Source organism: Sphaerisporangium sp. NPDC049457 (assembly GCF_055586705.1).
The window spans coordinates 135,340-151,646 of the sequence record NZ_JBVJHR010000022.1; the positions used below are offsets into that span (position 1 = coordinate 135,340).

Here is a 16,307-nt window from a genome sequence, read left to right on the forward strand (position 1 = left end):
CGGGCGGCACGGGCCCTCCCGCAGGTCCCGTGCCGCCCGCCCGTGCCCGGCCGCCGCTTCCCCTCGGCGTGCCGGGCGGTCTTGGGGGTTATCCGGCCTGGGGGGCGGCCGGGGGGAGGGTGGTCATGCCGAGCGCGGCCATGGCGGCGGCCTGCTCGGGGGTGACCTGCTGGCCGGTGGGCAGGGTGACCATCTGCGCGGCCGGGGCGGGCTGCGCGGGCGGCACCTGGGCGGCGACGGCCGCGCCGTTCGCGGCGAACTGCTGCGGCATGGCGGCGATCGGCCCGGCCGGCGCGGCGGGGGCCGGGTAGGCCGAGGGGTACGCGGCCGCCGCCGCCTGCGGGGCGGCGGTGGGCAGCGGAGCCGCGGGGATCGGTGCCGGGGCGGGCGCGGGGGCCTGGAAGCTCGGGGACGGGCCCCACGGGTTCCCGCCGACCGACTGGAGGTAGGAGGTCGCGAACGCGCCGTCCTGCTCGCTGAAGGGCTGAAGGATGTAGGGCGCCTTGTCCTCCTCCTGGCCGGGCTTGGGCGTGCCGCGTCCGAGGCGGGCGAGCACGGGGTCGCGGCCGATGCTGCCGCGCAGGCTGGCCACCAAGGGCCTCTGGAAGAGGAGGACCTGCGTCTCCGGCCGGGGGCCGTTGGGGTCGGTGAGGACCACCAGGTCGACGGAGACGGCGTCGGCGGTGCCGTTCACGGTGACGATGCCGGTGCGCACCTCGCGCGGGTAGAACAGGATGAGGTGGCCGACGTGGTCCTTGGCGCGGAAGTTGGATCCGGCGGTGGGCTGAGCGAACATGGCGTGTGATCCTTTACGTGGTCGGGGTGCCGGGGCACCCCTTGGCGAGATCCGTGGATCCGGGCTGGAACTGCGGGCAGAACAGGCAGTGGCTCTCCGTGGCGGGGAACAGGTGCCAGTTCTGCGGGTTGCTGGCCGGGTCGAGGACGTCGATCGCGGTCAGCACGTTCTGCATCCGGTCGAGCGCCGCGAGGGCGACGTGCCGGTCGTACGGCTCGGTCCACACGTGCAGCTCGCCGATGCGGCCGCCGCGGGGCAGGAACGTGATGGCGACGTGTTCCACGCGTTCGCCGGCGTTCTCCTGGCCGAGGCCGTAGATGTGTCCTTGGGTGCGGTACTGGGCGCCGGGCCCGTTCTTGGCGTACTTCTTCAGCTGCTCGCGGCCGACGACCTTCCAGTCGTTGACAAGGCATAGGTCGCGGTCGAACAGGTCGCTACTGCCATAGATGGCCCCGGCGATGTGCAGCCGCCGCTCGACCAGGTACCGCTCGCGGCCGAGGCGGGTGTTCTCGGCGGTGTAGGTGTCGGCCATCCACGCGTGCGTGGCGGTGCCGATGATGGCCGACCAGGGGTCGCCGGAGGTGTTGACCGCGGGCCAGCCGAGCAGCTTGTACGCCATCCGCCGCACGCACGGCATGCCGATCTCGGACGGGCCGATGACGGTCTGCCGCGAGCGGGGGGCGTTTGCGTCGGCGGCCTTCACGATGTCGACCACGCTGGTGGCGATCTCGTGGGCGAGCCCCTCCAGTGCTGGGGTAGCCCACGCGGCTTCCGGCTGGGTGAAAGTGGTCATTCGGCCCACGGCCCGGCGAGCTTGAAGGGGCGCGCGGCGGTCTTCGGGCTGGCGTACTTGGCGTAGATCTCCGGGTGGTCGGCCTTGAGCGCCTTCCCGTCGAGCTGCATCGCGGGCTTGGACCACTTCCAGGTGACGGCGGGCATCCCGCCGACGGTGGCCTCCTCGGCCGCACCGAGGAACTCCTGGACCTTCTCGGCGGCCATGGCCTTGACGGCCTTCCACTGCGCTTCGTTGGCCGCCGCGTCCTTGTACAGCTTCAGCCACTCGGCGACGTTCTGCGGCAGCTCGACCGGCCCGGCCGGGGCCTCCTGCGTGGTCTCCATGGGCGTGGAGTGTGCGGAGGCCTCGGCGGGCGCCGCGGGGCCGAGCAACGTTCTGGGGACATCCGGCCGAGCGGCGTTCGGCATCGCCTGGCCGAGGTCGGCGAGCGGGCCAGAGGGTAGCGGGCCGAATAGCGTCACCTCGGCGAAGTCGCGCACAGGCTCGCCGGCCGGGGCCGGTGCGCCCTTGTCGAGCACGTCCCGGGCGCGGGTGCAGGCGACGTAGCGGAGCATCACCTCGGCGGGCAGGATCTCCCCGGTCTGGATGTCGTGGACCGGCCGCTCGTGGAAGTCGGCAGCCAGGCGCACCGTGCCCCACTCGCGGCCCTTGGCCTTGTGCGCTGTGGAGACGACCACGCGGGCCGAGTCCTCGGGCACCAGCTTGTTGACCAGGTCGATGATGTTCTGCGCGCCGAACGAGTCGACGAGCTTGACGAACGTCTTCAGGTCGCTGCCGCCCGAGTCGTGCTCGGCGTAGTCCTGGACTTCCGCCCAGCTCTTGAAGGCCATCAGCTCGGGGTGGGAGGTGCTGCGGCCGTTGCGCAGGTCCCGGCAGGCTTCGGCGAGGCGGCGGATGTCGTCGCCGCCGCCGACGAGCGCGGTGGGGTGGCCGGCGTCGAGCGCGGCGAGGATCTCGGCGACGGCTCCGGCGTTGGACCGGCAGAGCACGGCGTCGGCGGCCTCCAGGCGGCCGAGCGTGGACGCCCTGTCCGGGTTGCCGGTGAGGCGGAGCGGCGCGTCGAGCAGGTCGAGCCACTCGTTGGCCTCCTCGGCGATGGCCTGCCCGAACCGCCACGACTGGGTGAGCGCGTACCGGTCGGCGCCGGTGGCCAGGAAGTCGTCCATGGCGTCGACGGCGCCGCGCCACCCGTAGATGGCCTGCGACCGGTCGCCGACGAGGATGCGCTGGGCCTGCTGGGCCATGACCACCTGGGCGATCACCGGGTTGGCGTCCTGGGCTTCGTCGAGGAAGACGGTGCCGTACGGCAGGACGGGCTCGGCGAGGGCCCACATCTTCAGGTAGTGGTCGTGCTGGAACCGCAGCCGGCCGCCCTCTTCGGTGAGGTCGGCCCACGCGCGGCGGGCGAGCGTCGCGACCTGCATCCGCAGTTCCAGCCACGCGTCACCCTCGATTCCGGGCACCGGCGGGACGTGGCTCATGCCGAGCTCGGCGTCCGCGGAGTGGCAGAACCGGGCGACGGTGTCCATGACGAGCCGGGCGACCTTCACGCTGGTAAGAGCCTGCGCGCCGAGGTCGAGCACCGCGGGGATGCCGAGGATCCTGGCCACCTCGCGGGCGGGCACCCGGGGGGCGTTGAGCCGGTGCTGGAACCGCCTGCCGACCGCCTGGAAGGCCAGGCCGTGCGCGGTCGAGCAGTGCGTCCCGGTCGGGAAGGTGGCGCGGGCGTCGTCGGCGATGGCCCGGTTGTAGGCGACGTACAGGGAGCGTCCGGCGGCGATCTGCGCGGCCATTTTCAGCGTGGTGGTCTTGCCGGTCCCGGCGCCGGCCTCGATGACGAGGTCGGCGCCGGTGACGGAGGCGTGCAGGATGGCGGCCTGCTCGGGGGTGGGGGTCTGGGCGAACACGGGCGCGGCGGCCGGGGTGGGTGCGGGGGTGGTGTCGGCGGGCGCGGGCTGGGTGAACATCAGCGCCCCTTTCTGGTGGCGATGCGGGCGAGTTCGGCGAGGCCGGCGGCGATGACGAGCAGCGCGCGGGCGCGCCGCGGGACGGCGATCACAGGTAGTCCTCCGGCAGGAAGTCGTCCGGCCCGCTGGGCCGCGCGTCGTCCTGCGCGTCCTGGAGGAGGTGCTCGTCGGGCAGCTTCTCGTCGAGGGGGAGGCCGGCGTCGGCGTGCGCCTGGTAGTGGGTGAGGAGCTGGGCGATCGTGCGCAACTCGGGGACGCACGTGTCGTCGGCGGCCTCCAGCTCCGTCTCCAGCCACGCCTCGACGGCGTCGCCGCGCTCGGGGATGTACGGCTCCGGTTCGTGGTGTGCGTGAAGCTTGGGCGGGTTGGCCGCCACGCGCCGCAGCTCGGTGTAGAGCGCCTCCAGGCGGCGCGGCCCGAACCCGGGGAGCGCGAGCAGCTGCTCGTCGGACTGCTGTGCGAGCGCGCCGAGAGTGCCGAGCTCGCCGTCAGCGAGAGGGTTGAGCACGTGCCAGGTCAGCTTCGGCAGGGCCCGCATGATGCCGGTGTCCTCGGGCATGCCGGTCGCGGTGACCAGGTCGCCGATGGTGGGCTCGGGCCGGGGACGGTCCTGCGGGACGCCGAGGCCGAGCTCGGCCGGGTCGCCGGACTTACTTACTTCCTTCATGGGAGGTCTTTCTCTGCGGGAGGTGTAGCGCCTTGCGGCGTCTTGTGCGCTTACGCTACAACACGCTACAACTCACCGCAAGACGCCACAGCTCTGGGCTTCAAAAAGATCCCCGCGGCGTCAGGTGAGCGGCACCTGGACGCGGGAGTCCGGCGCGCTGTGCTGCATCAACAGGCGTTCGACGAGGCCGCCGACCCCGGCGCACGTCGACCACGTCGACACGGTCACCCGGTCCCCCTCGCGCGTCGTGAGCGTGATCGTGGCCGAGCGGGACGCCGGCCGGGATATGGGGAGACCCCCGCCGGCGGGGACGGGGGTCTCGGTGGTGCTGTGGTTCACGGTCAGCGGCCGCCCTCGGCCGGGACGCCGCGCATGACCTTGATGCCGAGCTCCTGCTCCAGCTTGCCGACGACCGTCTTCACCGCGTCGCGCTGCACGTCGTCGGCGTTGTCCAGCAGGTAGCCCATGTGCAGGTTCCCGCCGTTGATCCGGTAGCGGAACCTCGCCTTCACCGCGTACACCTCGGAGTCGTCGAACGGGGCGACGGCCAGCTCGAACTCCGACGGCACCTCGATCTGCTGCTTGGCACCCGCGCCCGCTTCGGTCTCCTCCGCCCAGACCAGGCGCTTCGCGCCGGAGGCGAGCACGGTGGCCGACGAGTACGTGACCTTGGTGTGGGCCTGGAAGTGCTGCGCCATCTCCAGCATGTCCGCGGCGGCCGGCTTGCGGATGTCGGCGCGGTTGTCCTCGATGAACTCGGCGAACGCCACCTGAGGCATGTACTTGCGGTCCGCGTCGGCCCACCGCTTCCACGCGTCGGTGGGCTTCAGCAGCAGGATCAGGCGGTGCTCGCCCCACCGGGCCACCGCTTCCGGGGGGCCGAACGAGGTGGCCTCGTGCGCGTCGAGGACGGCGGTGATCCGCCCGTCGCCGACGTGGACGTACACCTCGGACTCCACGTCGGCGTGCTTGCGGTAGTACTGCACGAAGCTCGCGGCGTCCTCGACCAGGACGCGGCCGGTCTTGCGCCGGGGCCGGGCGAGGTTGCGGTCGAGCAGGTCGACCGTGGTGACGTGGTCGGCGTGCTTGAAGGCGTAGAAGCCGCCGGGCTTCAGCTCCTCGGAGAGCTGGGACTCGTTGAGCGCCTCGATGAGGGCGTCGTTCTCGGTGCGGGTCTCGGTGGTCACTTGGCGATGTCCTTCACGGTGTCGTGGGAGTTGCCGGGGGCGATGCGCAGGCCGGGCAGTTCGGCCTGCCGGGGGTCGTCGCGGACGAGGTTGTTGTCGCGGGTCGGGAAGAACATGGCCTCGTTGGACACGACGGGCGCCGTCGTCTTCACCACGGCGTTGACGAGCAGCGCGTCGGGGTTGCCCTTCATCGGCCCCACCTCGACGGTGAGCGTCAGCTTGCCCTTCTTGCCGGTGTCGACGACCGCGGCGACGAGCGCCTGAAGGTCGGTCGACGCCTGGTCGAGGACGGCGCCGCGGCGAAGCTCGCCCAGCACGGCGGCGAACGGCCGGGTCTGGCCGGCCTCGGGAGAGGTTTCAGCGGTCATGCTGGTTGCCTTTCTTCTTCGGGGATTTCAGGGGCGGTGAGGGCCAGCCACGCCTGGACGCGCTTACGGGTCCGCTCCGTCAGCAGGCCATGGCGAATGTCGTTGAGCGTGGCCACGGACACACCGACCGCAGTGCCGACCTGCGACCAGGTCAGCCGCCGCGCCTTCCTGCGGGCCTGCACGGCCGCGTACAAGGCCTGAGGGTGGTCCGGGTTGAGCGGCGGGTGCGCGGCCAGCCACGCCTCGGCTTTGCGCAGCGTCGCCTCGGTTGCCACCCCGGCGCGCAGGTCAGCCAGCGTCTTCCACGCCACCCGCATCTGCGAGGTGACGCACCGCCAGCTGAACTGAAGCTCTTCGCGCCGCGCCTCCATCTCGGCGGCCACCTCGGCCGGGGTCAGGCCGGACGCGGGCAGCACTTCGACCGGTACGGCGGCGCGGGTGCGGGCGGTCGGCAGGGGGCGGCGCACCCGGCCGTCAATTCCGATGAGCAGACCTTTCTGCCGGGCGACCAGCTTGCGTATGGCATGCACCGGCCACCCGGTGAGCCGTTCGGCTTCGGCGAGGGTGCGCCGCCCGGTGATCAGGTAGGCGAGCACGGTTTCCGCGGGCGCCGGGCGGGTCATGACGCGGCCGCCGGTAGCTCGGTGATGCGCAGTACCAGGCACCCGCCGGTGACGACGGGGCCGAGCCGCATGTCCGGGCCGATCAGGTGGGTGTCGTCGTCGTCCGGCAGTACTCCGGCGTCGACGAGGCCGTCGATGGCCGCCTTGAAGGACGGGTAGAGGTTGCCGACGTCGCGGCGGCGCCGGTCGGGCGGGCAGAACTGGCCGATGATGTGCGCGCGTTGGAGCGCGGGCAGCTGGGCGTCCTCGGCGGCCTGCCGGCCCGCGGCGCGCAGGGCGGCGGTGAGCTTGCGCTGGATGTGGAAGTGGAGCCGCTGGTTGGAGTTGAGCAGTCCGAGCCCCGCGGGCAGGGTGACGGTGAAGGTGCGCGGCGTGAACCGCCCGTTGAGCCGCTGAAGCGCCTCCTGCGGCGCGTGCTGGGCGCACGGCTCGGACTCGACCGGCATGCCGCAGACGCCGCACACGTAGCCGCCCGGCGGGACGGAGCCGTCCCACGTCTCCGTGTAGGTCACAGCGCCCCCAGTTCGACGGCGAGGGCGCGCAGCACGAAGTAGACGGCCCACGCCGCGCCGGCGACGAGGACGCACCAGAACAGCGCGGCCAGCGAGGGCAACCCCTGCCGGGCGGCGACCCGGGATCCGGCGCGGCCGACCCCGGCGACGAGCAGGCAGGCGACGAAGGCGAGCGCGCTCACGACCGCCTCCGATCCCACTTAAGGACGAGCAGAGGGACCGGGCAGATGTAGACGGAACCGGGGGCGATGTACACGCCGACCCAGATGTCCCGGGGCTCCAGGTAGACGGAGAGGCGACCGATCGTCAGGCGCTTCACAGCAGGATCACCCCCGGGGTGGTGGCGATGAGGGTGGCGTTGAGCATGGACAGGTTGCAGGCGAGGCCACAGACCAGCAGGGCGACGTAGCGGCCGGTGGCGCCGGCCGCCACCCCGAGGAGGGCGGCGACCAGCGCGAGGCCGAGCGAGAAGAGCAGACCGGCCATCAGGTGGTGCTCCCGTTGATGACCCGGGCGACGGCGAGGGCCTCAGGCTCATAGACGGTTGCCCCTCCGCTACGAGCGGCCACCTGCTCCACGATCGATGCGGTCGTCTCCAGCAGGCTGGCGAGTGGCTCGGCGAGCAACGGGTCGATAAAGACCGATCCCTCGCGCAATTCCATGGCGGCGGCGCGCAGCTCCTTGGCCGGGGTCACGAGACGTCGCTCTCCACGAGGGCGAGCAGCTGCGCCGTACCGGTCTCGGTGTTCTGGGCCAGGTTGAACGCCTCGACGTACCCGGGGAACCCCTTGGCGAGGAGGTCACGGTTGGGCGCGTCGGCCACGGCGATGAGCCCCAGGAGCATGGCCTTGAAGTTCGACGGCGGCCAGCCGCCCTGGCCGAAGTGGAAGAGGACGTGCGCCGCGATCTCGGGCGTGATGTTCTCGGAGAGCTTGCTCACGACTGCTCCCCGTTCTGCGGGTACGGGTCCCGGCGCGCCGAGGTGATCGGCCCGCCGTCCGCCGGCTCCGGCATCCCCGGCCGGTGCCCCTCCTGCTCGGCCAGCTCGCTGTGCGCGGCCTCGAACGCCCGGAACGCGTTCTCCTGGGAGGGCTTCCACTGCGACCGCTCCGGCACCTCGGGGAGCACGCCGGTGGGCGCCGGGTCGTCGTTAACCTGCACGGCGACGGGCGCCTCGATCAGATAGCAGGGCTTGCCGTCGCGCCGGTGGGTCATGCCGGGGGTGCCGGGCAGGCCGCACGTGCACGGCTTCGGCGGCGCGTCCAGGCGGGCGCCCGTGGAGTACGACGCGAGCTCGGCGGCGTGCCGCTCCAGCAGCTCGGGGATGTCGCGGTGGGCGTCGGCGTAGTCGCGCAGCCCCCGCCACCCCTCGGTCTCAGCCTCGGAGTCGGCGAGCTGGCCGCGCAGCTCGGCCAGGACCGGCTCGGGGTAGCGCGACGTGGCGTAGTCGAGCAACCCCTGCCAGCCCTTGGTGCGGGCCTCGGAGGCGCGCAGCATGACGGTCAGGTAGCTGGTGTGGGCGTCGGTGAACATCAGACCTCCTCGGCCTGGTCGAGGTGGTCGGCGGTGGCGATGAGGGCGGCGATGACCTGCTCGTCGGTGCGCTCGGGGTCGTCGTTCCACGCGCCGATGATGAGGAACACGGCCTTGTTGGGCAGGCTCTCCGGCTCGGCGTGCAGACCGAGGTGGCCGATCAGGACGCGTCCGGCAGCGGTAGCCAGGGTGGAGGCGGGGGTTCGGAGGATAGGAGGGCGGCCGAGATCGACGCCGGCCGCGAAGCCGAGGGCTCCGCCGGTGCACATCCGGCACTGGTCGAGGGGGACGCCGTCGTCCCTGTGCTGGACGTGGTCGTACCAGGTCTTAATGTTGCGGCCATTGGCCTGGAGGAGTTCGGCGGCGCGCCGGAGCACGGACTGCCGGGTGATCGTCGGAGCGCTCACCGTCAGACCTCCTCGGCCACGGGGGTGACCTGGAAGTCGGCGGCGACGACGAGCGTCACCGGGTACGACGGGTCGTCCAGGCCGGAGAAGGTGACCTTCACCTCGTCGTAGTGCTCGCCGGCGTCCTGCACGGACACGATGCGCACCGGCGCGCCGCCCTGCCACTCCGGCGTCTTCACGATCGCGCCGGGGGTGACGCCGCCGATCGGCAGCGGCTCCGGCTCGTCGACCGGCGGGAAGTCCTTGCCGGCCTCGACGAGCCGCTCGCGGAACGCGGCCTGCTCGGGCGTCGGCTGCTCGCGGTGCACCAGCTCGACGAGCACGTACTTGTGGTGGACCACCTCGGGGATGTCCGAGTCGTAGCAGGAAATCTTGGAGGTCCTGACGGGCCTCATCTCGATGAACTGCCCCTCGTCGCCGAGGTCGCTGTCGACCAGGGTGGCGAGCCACAGGTCGCCGCCGGAGTCGCGCCACAGGTCGCCCACCTGAACGCCCTCGACCGGGGCCAGGCGCTCGATGGTGACGCCGGGCTGGTCGACGACGATCGACAGCAGCGCCCGGTCGGCGGCCGGGATGTCCTCGGCGCCGTAGGTCAGGTGGACGACGCCGGGCACGGCGTGCCGGACGATGCCCTCGACGGACACCCGCAGGCGCTCGCCGGGCTTGTACTCTTCCATGAGGTACTACCTCTCGTGATCAGGCGGATCGGGTAGGGGTGGTGCCGTAGGGCCCTCCGGTCGTGGCGCGACCTGGGGGCCCGAACTACGCGGACCGGCGAACCGGCCGCGCCTGGGTGGTCTTGGCGGCCCGCTTGGCCGCGCGCTTGGCCGCCGACTTCTTCGCCTGCTGGCTCATGTACGCGGACCGGCGGTTCGCCGCCGCCAGCGGGATCTCCTCCTCGCAGACGACCCCCTCGTCGCGGATGACCTTCTCCCAGTAGGCGAGCTGACCGGGGTTGGCCTCGGTGGCCGGCCGGGTCCGCTCGGCGCGGACCGGGGTGCGCGACCAGGAGACGTTGGAGGCGATGCGCGCGGCTGTGCTGCGCTGCTCGGGTGTGGACATCAGCGCTCGTCCTCGTAAACGGGCGGGGGAGTGAGCGCCTTGGCGTAGGTCTCGACGGTCGAGGCGACGATCAGCACCGGGGCGTTGCGGTAGTCGCCCTGCTTGGTGGCCTTCAGGTGCTTCTTGCGGATCGCCCGGTACACCGCCCAGCGGGACCGGCCGAGCCGCGCGCACGCCTGGGCGACCGTCATATACCCCGTGCGGGGGGTGGTTTCGGTTCCGACTTTCATGGCGCCTCGCGTGATCAGTGTTGTGCGTGTTGTTGCATGTTGTGCTGTGACGCTACAACACACAACAACGTACCGCAAGGCACTACAGGCCGCGAGATTTTGGGCATGGATTCGGTGCCGAAAACCCGACCGTTGTGCGCGCGTGCTACAACATGCACATGGCGAGGGCATCAGATACGTATCCCGCGCGGGCGCTGTACGACCGCATCAACCAGGCGAAGGCGCTGCGCGGCTGGAATGACAGCGAGCTGGAACGGCGCTCCGGCGTCGCCCGGAGCACCTACCTGCGACTGAAGGACGGCAAGCGAAAACCGCTACCGGAGACCGTGCAGAAGCTCGCTGACGCCGTCGGCCTGGACCGCACGGAAGCGCTGGAACTGGCCGGCCTGCTCCAGGCTGCCGAGGCGCCGACCGTGCCGATGGAGGCTCCGGACTTCGGCACGGACGAGGAGATCGCCCGCCTGCTCGAAGAACTGCCACCGGACCGCCGGCGCGTGCTGCTGCACGTGGCCGAGCAGGAACGCGAGCGTCTACACCGTCTGCGCGAGCAGGCCGAAGCGGAGGTCGCTCAGGCGCGAGAAAGGTATCTGGCGCTGGTGCGGGAGGCTGCTACAGATGACCACAACGGCGATTAGTGACAAGCGCGTCACTAATTGTTGACGAAAATTTCGGGAGCGATTCGCCCCGATTTGCGACGATCGGGCACTTACGCGAGCCGTTCTCACTCGGCATACTCGGCACCCGGGGAATCTCCTGTCGCCCACGCACATCAGAGGAGATCATGTCGCAACGTGCCGTCTTGACCACAGCAATCGCCATGTGGACCGTGACAATCGGCTACATCCCGGCCAAGAACCTGCTCGGCCTGGAAATCGGGGGCCTCCAACCGGCGGCGGTGGGCCTCGCCATCACCGCCAGCATCATATGGTGGCTCGGAAGGACCGGCGGGGAATACCGGATCGGCTACCTGGTCGGCCTCCAGCAGGGTCTCACCGAACGCGCCACCCTCGTCCAGCACACCCGCCACCGGCCCGCGCGCCACGGCTGAACACGCCTCCTCGCATCCGCAGACCCAACCGCACCCACGAGGCCGGCGGACGAGGCGAGGCCCCGATCGCAGGTGGTGCTGCGATCGAGGCCTCGCATGGCGGTCTCAGATCCGATCCCCCGGCGACAGCCGCGCGTGAGTCTTCCGCGCACGCTCGCCCGCCAGCTCCCCCGTGTAGTGCTCCACCATCTTGCGGTCCCGCCAGCCAAGGATGTGCTGCACGTCCCCGTCGCTCGCCCCGGCCGCGAGCAGCGCGTGAGCGGCCGTCCCCCGGAACCGGTGCGGATGCACCCCCGCGATCCCCGCCTGCTCTCCACGCCGTTCCAGCATCTGCCGAATCCCGGAGTCGGTCATGTGCTCGGTACCACGCCCCTGGATGCCCAGCCACAGCCACGGCGAGCTCCGGGCCTTCGGGTGGGTCGAGCGGGCCCGGACGTACCGGTCCAGCGCCGCGGCGGCTTTCGCGCCGAGCGGCGCCCAGTGCTCATCCCCGCCCTTCAGCACGATCCGCAGCCGCCGGCCGCGCAGGTCCACGTCCTCGAGGCGAACGTTCGCCAGCCCCGACACCCGCGTGCCGTTGTCGGCCAGGACCCAGATGATCGCGGTGTCGCGCCGGGACTCGAAGTCCGTGCCCGCGCACACCTTCAGCAGCGCGCGGATGTCGTCCGGCGTGAGGTAGGCGCGCTTCTTCTTCGGCACCTTGGGCCGGTCCGCCTTGAGCACGGGGGAGGGCTGGGTTCGCTCGCCCTGCTCGGGGCCGCACATCCACGAGAAGAACACCGACAGGTTGCGGAAGTGGACGCCGGCCGAGGCGGGGCTGGTGCGCTCGATCTCGGCCCGGATGAACGCGCGGACGTGCTCGGCCTGGACGCCCTCGGCGTCGTCCGGCATGCCGTGCTCGGCGAGGTATCGGGTGAACGCGCGCGCGGTGTCGGTGTAGGAGCGGACGGTCTTGCTCGCCTTGTTGGCGGCTTCCAGGGCGAGCGTCCAGGAGTCGAGGAGGATCTCCAGGTCGGCGCCGCGGGGGACGGCGGGCGCGCGCCGGGCGGTTCGCCTGCGGGGGCGGGAGGAGTCGAGGGGGATGATCTCTGCGGGCATGTCAGGCTCCGGAGGGCAGGGCGACGGCCATTCGATTTGCCGTAGGCGCTGCCGTAGTAATACTCTCTAGCAGCGACGTCCGACCGGGGGAACTTCGCCAGAGCGGAGGAAACCCCAGGTCAACAGGGCAAAGCGAGCGGCCGTAGCTCAATGGATAGAGCATCTGACTACGGATCAGAAGGTTAGGGGTTCGAGTCCTCTCGGCCGCGCCAGCCAGAAAGGCCCGTCACCAGGGAAAATCTGGGACGGGCCTTTCGCTTTGTCCGGACAATCTCCGGATCTTGCTAACAGCCTTGCTAACAGGGGAGCCACCCGGTGGCTCCCACCTACTCCCCAACCGCCTGAGCGAACACATCAGCCGCCGACGCCTCCGCAGCCCGGATCACGTGCGCGTACACCCGCAGGGTGATCGACGGATCCGCATGCCCCAGCCGAGCGGCGACCACATGCACCGGGACGCCGGCCAGCAGCAGAGTCGTCGCGTGGATATGCCGAAGGTCATGCAACCGCGCATGCGGCAGCAGCTCCTTGGGCTTGGCGCCCTGCGCCGGGTTGCTGTACCGCTTGATCACCGTCGCGATGAGCGAGCTGACGGTGTCGGGGTGGATCGGCTCACCATCCGGTGGTGAACACGTAGTTGTCGGTCCCTTGCCACTCTTCACCGACGGCGAGCTTGTCGGCGGCCTGCCGTCTGCGCTGCTCCCGGAGCACCTGCACGGTCCCGTCGTCCAGGCTGACGATGCGCTTGCGCCCGCTCTTGCTCGCGCGTGTTGATCTGGAACAGGGAGTCGTGGTCGTGGGACTCGATCAGGCCGATCGGGTAGCCGTTGCCGGTCAGCCGCCTGGCCTGCGTCTCGAACTGGGCGCCCGACCCGCTGAAACCGTGCACGAAGATCACGGGTCGGTACTTGTGCGTCCCCGCCCACGAGGCGGGCGCCCACAGGACGCAGGCCGCCACGACCGCCGACAACGCCGCCAGGCAGGCGACGACCCCGCGTATCCTCATCCGGAGCTCCTCCAGCCGAAGAGAACATTCTTCTGGTCCCTGTCGGCGTCGATCATGAGGCCGCCCCCGTCAACGGGCTTACGCTTGGTGAACCTCCTGGAAGACCTCCCGGGCGACGCGGTAACCGTCGAAGGCCCGGGCCGCGCCGGCGTACGCCTCGATGTGCACGAACGCCTCCACGATCTCCTCCGGGGTGACGCCGTTGTTGAGCGCGATGCGCAGCTGCCCGCGCAGCGGTTCGAGCGTGCCCAGGGTCGCGGCGATCGTCACGGAGACGAGGGCGCGGGTGCGGGTGTCGAGGACGTCGGTGCGCGGCCACGCGTCGCCGAAGGTGTGCCGGGTGGCCAGGCGCATGAAGTCGGCGGCGTTGGCCGGCTCGCCCGGGCCGGGTTCCAGGAACGGCTCCAGCCTCCTGCCGAGCAGGTGAGCGGCGGTGTCGAGCGCGGCCTCGTAGCCGGGTTCCCGCTGGGTGTCGGTCATGGTTCCTTCCGGATCAGTGCTGGGGGCGCGCGTTGAGCGCGCCGTACTGGCCGCCGCGCACCCGCGCGGGGTCGAACAGGCCCGACAGGTGGGCGAGGTCGTCCGCGCTCAGCGGCACGGCCGTCGCGGCGGCGTTCTGGCGTGCGTACGCCGCCCGTTTCGTGCCGGGGATGGGCGCGATGTCGTACGGCTGGGCGAGCAGCCAGGCCAGGGCCACCTGGCCCGGGGCGTGTCCGCGCTCACCGGCGAACGCCTTCAGCCCCTCGACGAGGCGGAGGTTGTCCGCGAAGTTCTCCTCGTGGAACTTGGGCAGGGTCGAGCGGAAGTCGTCACCGTCGAACGAGGTCTCGCTGGTGAAGCGGCCGGCGAGCGCGGCCCGCCCCAGCGGGCTGTACGGGACGAAGGTGATGCCCAGTTCGCGGCAGGCGGGCAGCACCTCCTGCTCCACCTCGCGGGCCCAGAGCGAGTACTCGCTCTGGAGGGCCGAGATCGGCGCCACGGCGGATGCCCGGTGCAGGATGTCCGGACCGACCGCGCTGAGCCCGATCGCGCGCACCATGCCCGCGGTCACCAGCTCGGCCATCGCGCCGACGGTGTCCTCGATCGGCACGGTGGTGTCGTGGCGATGGAGGTAGTAGAGGTCGATGTGGTCGACGCCGAGGCGGCGCAGGCTGGCCTCGCAGGCGGCGGTCACGTACTCCGGGCGGCCGTCGTAGACCACCCCGCCCTCCTCCGAGGGCCGCGCCCCGAACTTGGTCGCCAGGACCACCCGGTCGCGCAGGCCGCGCACCGCGCGGCCGAGCAGTTCCTCGTTGTGGCCGAAGCCCTTCTGGGACTGGCCGGTGGCCGCGCCGGCGGCGCCGTAGATGTCGGAGGTGTCGAAGAAGTCGATGCCGGCCTCGACGGCGGCGTGGATCGTGGCGACGGACTCCGCCTCGTCGGCGTCGCCGTAGAACTGGGACATCCCCATGCAGCCCAGGCCGATCGGCCGGACGGAGATGTCGGTGTGCCCGAGGGTGACACGGGCTTCGCGCATGATGGTCCTCCTGGTCCTCAGGCGGCGATGGTCTTGTACTCGACGTACTGGGCGAGGCCGGCGACGCCGAACTCGCGGCCGATGCCGCTGCTCTTGTAGCCGCCGAAGGCGCCGTCGTAGGTCGGGGCGGCGCCGTTGACGGTCATCCACCCGGTACGGATCCTGCGGGCGACCTCGATGCCGTGCTCCCGGTCGGCGGCCCACACGCCACCGCCGAGGCCGTACTCGGAGTCGTTGGCGATGCGGACGGCGTCGTCCTCGTCGTCGAACGGGATGACGACCAGGACGGGGCCGAAGATCTCCTCGCGGGCGATCCGCATGTCGCTGTCGACATCGGCGAACAGCGTCGGACGGACGTAGTACCCGCCCTCCAGCCCGTCAGGGGTCTCGAGTCCGCCGGTCACCATCCGGGCGCCTTCGGCGACGCCGAGTTCGATGTAGGAGCGCACCCGCTGCTGCTGGTCGGCGCGGACCATCGGCCCGATGAAGGTCTCGGGGTCGGAGGGGTCGCCGACCCGGACGTCCTCCATCATGGCGGCCAGCGCCGCGACGACCTCCTCGTAGCGGCTGCGCGGGGCGAGGATGCGGGTGTGGGCCACGCAGTTCTCGGCGTTATTGCCCAGCGACAGGGCCCTAAGGCCTGCCACGACCGCCGTCAGGTCGGCGTCCTCAAGGATGATCGAGGCGGACTTGCCGCCCAGCTCCAGGCTGACCCGCTTGAGCTGCTCCCCGGCGACGGAGGCGATGCGCCGGCCGGCCGCGGTGGAGCCGGTGAAGGCGATCTTGTCGACGCCGGGGTGGGCGACCAGGTACTCGCTGGTCTCGCGGCCCGCCGGCAGGATGCTCACCACTCCCTCTGGCAGCCCGGCCGCGTCGAAGACCTCGGCGAGCGCCAGGGCGTCCAGCGCCGTCTCCGGGGAGGCCTTCAGGACGACCGTGCAGCCGGCGAGCAGCGCGGGAACCAGCTTGACCAGGGCCGACTGGTGTGGAGCGTTCCACGGGATCACCGCGGCCACCACGCCGACGGGTTCCCGGCGCAGCCGCGTCGTGGCGTCGCCGACGGCGCCCACCTCCTCCTCCCAGCCGAGAGCGGCGGCGGCGCGCACGTACGCCTCCGTCATCTCCGGGAGGGACTGCAGGTGCGTCCAGCGGGTGAACCACAGCGGCGAGCCGTTCTCGGCGGTGACCAGGGCCGCGAACTCCTCGGCGCGGACCGCGTAGAGCTTGGAGAACCGCTCCACGACGGCGCTCCGTTCCTGCGGGCTCATCCGGGGCCAGGGACCCTCGTCGAACGCCCGGCGGGCGGCGGCGACCGCCCGGTCGACGTCGGCGGGGGCGGCGTGCGGCGCGGTCCCGACCAGCGAGCGGTCGTGCGGGGAACGCACCTCCAGGACGTCCGCGGTGGCCGGGGCGACCCACTGGCCGCCGACGTACAGGTTCGGGTAAGTGATCACGGAAATACTCCTCATATACGTGTCCACCGGACCTTTA

General features: G+C 71.3%; 26 protein-coding genes and 1 tRNA gene. 3 read left to right on the plus strand and 24 right to left on the minus strand.

The window, feature by feature from the left end:
* Positions 1 to 88: 88 nt before the first annotated feature.
* From ACZ6QO_RS30595 to ACZ6QO_RS30680, 18 genes are all read right to left on the minus strand, one after another.
* Positions 89 to 796: a hypothetical protein gene (locus ACZ6QO_RS30595; protein WP_465855687.1), complete on the minus strand. Its 708-nt coding sequence runs from the start codon at positions 794 to 796 to the stop codon at positions 89 to 91.
* Between the two features lie 13 nt (positions 797 to 809).
* The gene (locus ACZ6QO_RS30600) at positions 810 to 1,589 is read right to left on the minus strand and encodes a hypothetical protein (RefSeq protein ID WP_465855689.1); all 780 of its coding nucleotides are present in this window, start codon (positions 1,587 to 1,589) and stop codon (positions 810 to 812) included.
* The gene (locus tag ACZ6QO_RS30605) at positions 1,586 to 3,559 is read right to left on the minus strand and encodes a UvrD-helicase domain-containing protein (RefSeq protein WP_465855690.1); all 1,974 of its coding nucleotides are present in this window, start codon (positions 3,557 to 3,559) and stop codon (positions 1,586 to 1,588) included. The genes ACZ6QO_RS30600 and ACZ6QO_RS30605 overlap by 4 nt, the downstream gene beginning before the upstream one ends.
* 88 nt (positions 3,560 to 3,647) lie before the next feature.
* Positions 3,648 to 4,226: a helix-hairpin-helix domain-containing protein gene (locus ACZ6QO_RS30610; protein WP_465855692.1), complete on the minus strand. Its 579-nt coding sequence runs from the start codon at positions 4,224 to 4,226 to the stop codon at positions 3,648 to 3,650.
* Positions 4,227 to 4,346: 120 nt separating this feature from the next.
* On the minus strand, positions 4,347 to 4,565 hold the full coding sequence (locus ACZ6QO_RS30615; RefSeq protein ID WP_465855694.1) for a hypothetical protein: 219 nt from the start codon (positions 4,563 to 4,565) through the stop codon (positions 4,347 to 4,349).
* A 2-nt stretch (positions 4,566 to 4,567) separates the two neighbouring features.
* A complete protein-coding gene (locus tag ACZ6QO_RS30620; RefSeq protein WP_465855696.1) occupies positions 4,568 to 5,413 on the minus strand; it encodes a DUF2303 family protein in 846 nt (281 codons plus the stop codon).
* Positions 5,410 to 5,781, minus strand: coding sequence for a hypothetical protein (locus ACZ6QO_RS30625; protein WP_465855698.1), 372 nt, complete (start codon positions 5,779 to 5,781; stop codon positions 5,410 to 5,412). Before ACZ6QO_RS30625 ends, ACZ6QO_RS30620 begins: the two co-directional genes overlap by 4 nt.
* The gene (locus ACZ6QO_RS30630; RefSeq protein WP_465855700.1) at positions 5,778 to 6,377 is read right to left on the minus strand and encodes a hypothetical protein; all 600 of its coding nucleotides are present in this window, start codon (positions 6,375 to 6,377) and stop codon (positions 5,778 to 5,780) included. Before ACZ6QO_RS30630 ends, ACZ6QO_RS30625 begins: the two co-directional genes overlap by 4 nt.
* 23 nt (positions 6,378 to 6,400) lie before the next feature.
* The gene (locus tag ACZ6QO_RS30635) at positions 6,401 to 6,916 is read right to left on the minus strand and encodes a RusA family crossover junction endodeoxyribonuclease (RefSeq protein WP_465855702.1); all 516 of its coding nucleotides are present in this window, start codon (positions 6,914 to 6,916) and stop codon (positions 6,401 to 6,403) included.
* Complete coding sequence (locus ACZ6QO_RS30640; RefSeq protein WP_465855704.1) at positions 6,913 to 7,098, minus strand: hypothetical protein; 186 nt, start codon at positions 7,096 to 7,098, stop codon at positions 6,913 to 6,915. Before ACZ6QO_RS30640 ends, ACZ6QO_RS30635 begins: the two co-directional genes overlap by 4 nt.
* Positions 7,099 to 7,231: 133 nt before the next feature.
* A complete protein-coding gene (locus ACZ6QO_RS30645) occupies positions 7,232 to 7,402 on the minus strand; it encodes a hypothetical protein (protein WP_465855706.1) in 171 nt (56 codons plus the stop codon).
* Positions 7,402 to 7,611 (minus strand): hypothetical protein, encoded by a 210-nt coding sequence (locus tag ACZ6QO_RS30650; protein WP_465855708.1) that lies wholly within the window; start codon positions 7,609 to 7,611, stop codon positions 7,402 to 7,404. Before ACZ6QO_RS30650 ends, ACZ6QO_RS30645 begins: the two co-directional genes overlap by 1 nt.
* Positions 7,608 to 7,856, minus strand: coding sequence for a hypothetical protein (locus ACZ6QO_RS30655; protein WP_465855710.1), 249 nt, complete (start codon positions 7,854 to 7,856; stop codon positions 7,608 to 7,610). Before ACZ6QO_RS30655 ends, ACZ6QO_RS30650 begins: the two co-directional genes overlap by 4 nt.
* Complete coding sequence (locus ACZ6QO_RS30660; protein ID WP_465855711.1) at positions 7,853 to 8,449, minus strand: hypothetical protein; 597 nt, start codon at positions 8,447 to 8,449, stop codon at positions 7,853 to 7,855. The genes ACZ6QO_RS30655 and ACZ6QO_RS30660 overlap by 4 nt, the downstream gene beginning before the upstream one ends.
* A complete protein-coding gene (locus ACZ6QO_RS30665; RefSeq protein WP_465855713.1) occupies positions 8,449 to 8,856 on the minus strand; it encodes a DUF6197 family protein in 408 nt (135 codons plus the stop codon). The genes ACZ6QO_RS30660 and ACZ6QO_RS30665 overlap by 1 nt, the downstream gene beginning before the upstream one ends.
* A gap of 2 nt (positions 8,857 to 8,858) precedes the next feature.
* Positions 8,859 to 9,533 carry a hypothetical protein gene (locus ACZ6QO_RS30670; protein ID WP_465855715.1) on the minus strand — a complete coding sequence of 225 codons (675 nt, stop codon included), beginning with the start codon at positions 9,531 to 9,533 and terminating at the stop codon, positions 8,859 to 8,861.
* An 85-nt stretch (positions 9,534 to 9,618) separates the two neighbouring features.
* Complete coding sequence (locus ACZ6QO_RS30675) at positions 9,619 to 9,918, minus strand: hypothetical protein (RefSeq protein ID WP_465855717.1); 300 nt, start codon at positions 9,916 to 9,918, stop codon at positions 9,619 to 9,621.
* Complete coding sequence (locus ACZ6QO_RS30680; protein ID WP_465855719.1) at positions 9,918 to 10,109, minus strand: helix-turn-helix domain-containing protein; 192 nt, start codon at positions 10,107 to 10,109, stop codon at positions 9,918 to 9,920. Before ACZ6QO_RS30680 ends, ACZ6QO_RS30675 begins: the two co-directional genes overlap by 1 nt.
* 197 nt (positions 10,110 to 10,306) lie before the next feature.
* On the opposite strand from ACZ6QO_RS30680, the gene ACZ6QO_RS30685 reads away from it, so the two are divergent.
* Positions 10,307 to 10,783, plus strand: coding sequence for a helix-turn-helix domain-containing protein (locus ACZ6QO_RS30685; protein ID WP_465855721.1), 477 nt, complete (start codon positions 10,307 to 10,309; stop codon positions 10,781 to 10,783).
* A 164-nt stretch (positions 10,784 to 10,947) separates the two neighbouring features.
* Positions 10,948 to 11,196 carry a hypothetical protein gene (locus ACZ6QO_RS30690; protein WP_465855723.1) on the plus strand — a complete coding sequence of 83 codons (249 nt, stop codon included), beginning with the start codon at positions 10,948 to 10,950 and terminating at the stop codon, positions 11,194 to 11,196.
* A 105-nt stretch (positions 11,197 to 11,301) separates the two neighbouring features.
* Here the strand turns inward: ACZ6QO_RS30690 and ACZ6QO_RS30695 are convergent, their stop codons facing one another.
* Positions 11,302 to 12,294, minus strand: a complete 993-nt coding sequence (locus ACZ6QO_RS30695) for a tyrosine-type recombinase/integrase (RefSeq protein ID WP_465855725.1) — start codon at positions 12,292 to 12,294, stop codon at positions 11,302 to 11,304.
* Positions 12,295 to 12,430: 136 nt separating this feature from the next.
* Here ACZ6QO_RS30695 and ACZ6QO_RS30700 point away from each other — a divergent pair.
* Positions 12,431 to 12,506: transfer RNA gene (locus ACZ6QO_RS30700), tRNA-Arg, on the plus strand.
* 114 nt (positions 12,507 to 12,620) lie between these two features.
* On the opposite strand, the gene ACZ6QO_RS30705 is transcribed toward ACZ6QO_RS30700, so the two are convergent.
* The 5 genes from ACZ6QO_RS30705 to ACZ6QO_RS30725 all read right to left on the minus strand — a co-directional run bounded on the left by ACZ6QO_RS30705 (position 12,621) and on the right by ACZ6QO_RS30725 (position 16,270).
* Positions 12,621 to 12,956, minus strand: coding sequence for a tyrosine-type recombinase/integrase (locus ACZ6QO_RS30705; protein ID WP_465855727.1), 336 nt, complete (start codon positions 12,954 to 12,956; stop codon positions 12,621 to 12,623).
* A complete protein-coding gene (locus ACZ6QO_RS30710; protein ID WP_465855729.1) occupies positions 12,953 to 13,300 on the minus strand; it encodes a hypothetical protein in 348 nt (115 codons plus the stop codon). The genes ACZ6QO_RS30705 and ACZ6QO_RS30710 overlap by 4 nt, the downstream gene beginning before the upstream one ends.
* A 78-nt stretch (positions 13,301 to 13,378) precedes the next feature.
* The gene (locus ACZ6QO_RS30715) at positions 13,379 to 13,780 is read right to left on the minus strand and encodes a carboxymuconolactone decarboxylase family protein (RefSeq protein WP_076438604.1); all 402 of its coding nucleotides are present in this window, start codon (positions 13,778 to 13,780) and stop codon (positions 13,379 to 13,381) included.
* Positions 13,781 to 13,793: 13 nt separating this feature from the next.
* Entirely contained in the window at positions 13,794 to 14,816 is a 1,023-nt protein-coding gene (locus ACZ6QO_RS30720; RefSeq protein WP_465855731.1) for an aldo/keto reductase, read from the minus strand.
* 17 nt (positions 14,817 to 14,833) lie between these two features.
* Positions 14,834 to 16,270 (minus strand): aldehyde dehydrogenase, encoded by a 1,437-nt coding sequence (locus ACZ6QO_RS30725; protein ID WP_076438608.1) that lies wholly within the window; start codon positions 16,268 to 16,270, stop codon positions 14,834 to 14,836.
* Between the last annotated feature and the right edge of the window lie 37 nt (positions 16,271 to 16,307).

Excerpts from the sequence above, each read along its gene's own strand:
- ACZ6QO_RS30680 (WP_465855719.1), bottom strand. The coding sequence starts at position 10,109 with ATGACGGTCGCCCAGGCGTGCGCGCGGCTCGGCCGGTCCCGCTGGGCG.
- ACZ6QO_RS30660 (WP_465855711.1), bottom strand. The coding sequence starts at position 8,449 with ATGTTCACCGACGCCCACACCAGCTACCTGACCGTCATGCTGCGCGCC.
- ACZ6QO_RS30715 (WP_076438604.1), bottom strand. The coding sequence starts at position 13,780 with ATGACCGACACCCAGCGGGAACCCGGCTACGAGGCCGCGCTCGACACC.
- ACZ6QO_RS30710 (WP_465855729.1), bottom strand. The coding sequence starts at position 13,300 with ATGAGGATACGCGGGGTCGTCGCCTGCCTGGCGGCGTTGTCGGCGGTC.
- ACZ6QO_RS30610 (WP_465855692.1), bottom strand. The coding sequence starts at position 4,226 with ATGAAGGAAGTAAGTAAGTCCGGCGACCCGGCCGAGCTCGGCCTCGGC.
- ACZ6QO_RS30645 (WP_465855706.1), bottom strand. The coding sequence starts at position 7,402 with ATGGCCGGTCTGCTCTTCTCGCTCGGCCTCGCGCTGGTCGCCGCCCTC.
- ACZ6QO_RS30675 (WP_465855717.1), bottom strand. The coding sequence starts at position 9,918 with ATGTCCACACCCGAGCAGCGCAGCACAGCCGCGCGCATCGCCTCCAAC.
- ACZ6QO_RS30625 (WP_465855698.1), bottom strand. The coding sequence starts at position 5,781 with ATGACCGCTGAAACCTCTCCCGAGGCCGGCCAGACCCGGCCGTTCGCC.
- ACZ6QO_RS30600 (WP_465855689.1), bottom strand. The coding sequence starts at position 1,589 with ATGACCACTTTCACCCAGCCGGAAGCCGCGTGGGCTACCCCAGCACTG.
- ACZ6QO_RS30670 (WP_465855715.1), bottom strand. The coding sequence starts at position 9,533 with ATGGAAGAGTACAAGCCCGGCGAGCGCCTGCGGGTGTCCGTCGAGGGC.
- ACZ6QO_RS30595 (WP_465855687.1), bottom strand. The coding sequence starts at position 796 with ATGTTCGCTCAGCCCACCGCCGGATCCAACTTCCGCGCCAAGGACCAC.
- ACZ6QO_RS30695 (WP_465855725.1), bottom strand. The coding sequence starts at position 12,294 with ATGCCCGCAGAGATCATCCCCCTCGACTCCTCCCGCCCCCGCAGGCGA.
- ACZ6QO_RS30720 (WP_465855731.1), bottom strand. The coding sequence starts at position 14,816 with ATGCGCGAAGCCCGTGTCACCCTCGGGCACACCGACATCTCCGTCCGG.
- ACZ6QO_RS30685 (WP_465855721.1), top strand. The coding sequence starts at position 10,307 with ATGGCGAGGGCATCAGATACGTATCCCGCGCGGGCGCTGTACGACCGC.
- ACZ6QO_RS30605 (WP_465855690.1), bottom strand. The coding sequence starts at position 3,559 with ATGTTCACCCAGCCCGCGCCCGCCGACACCACCCCCGCACCCACCCCG.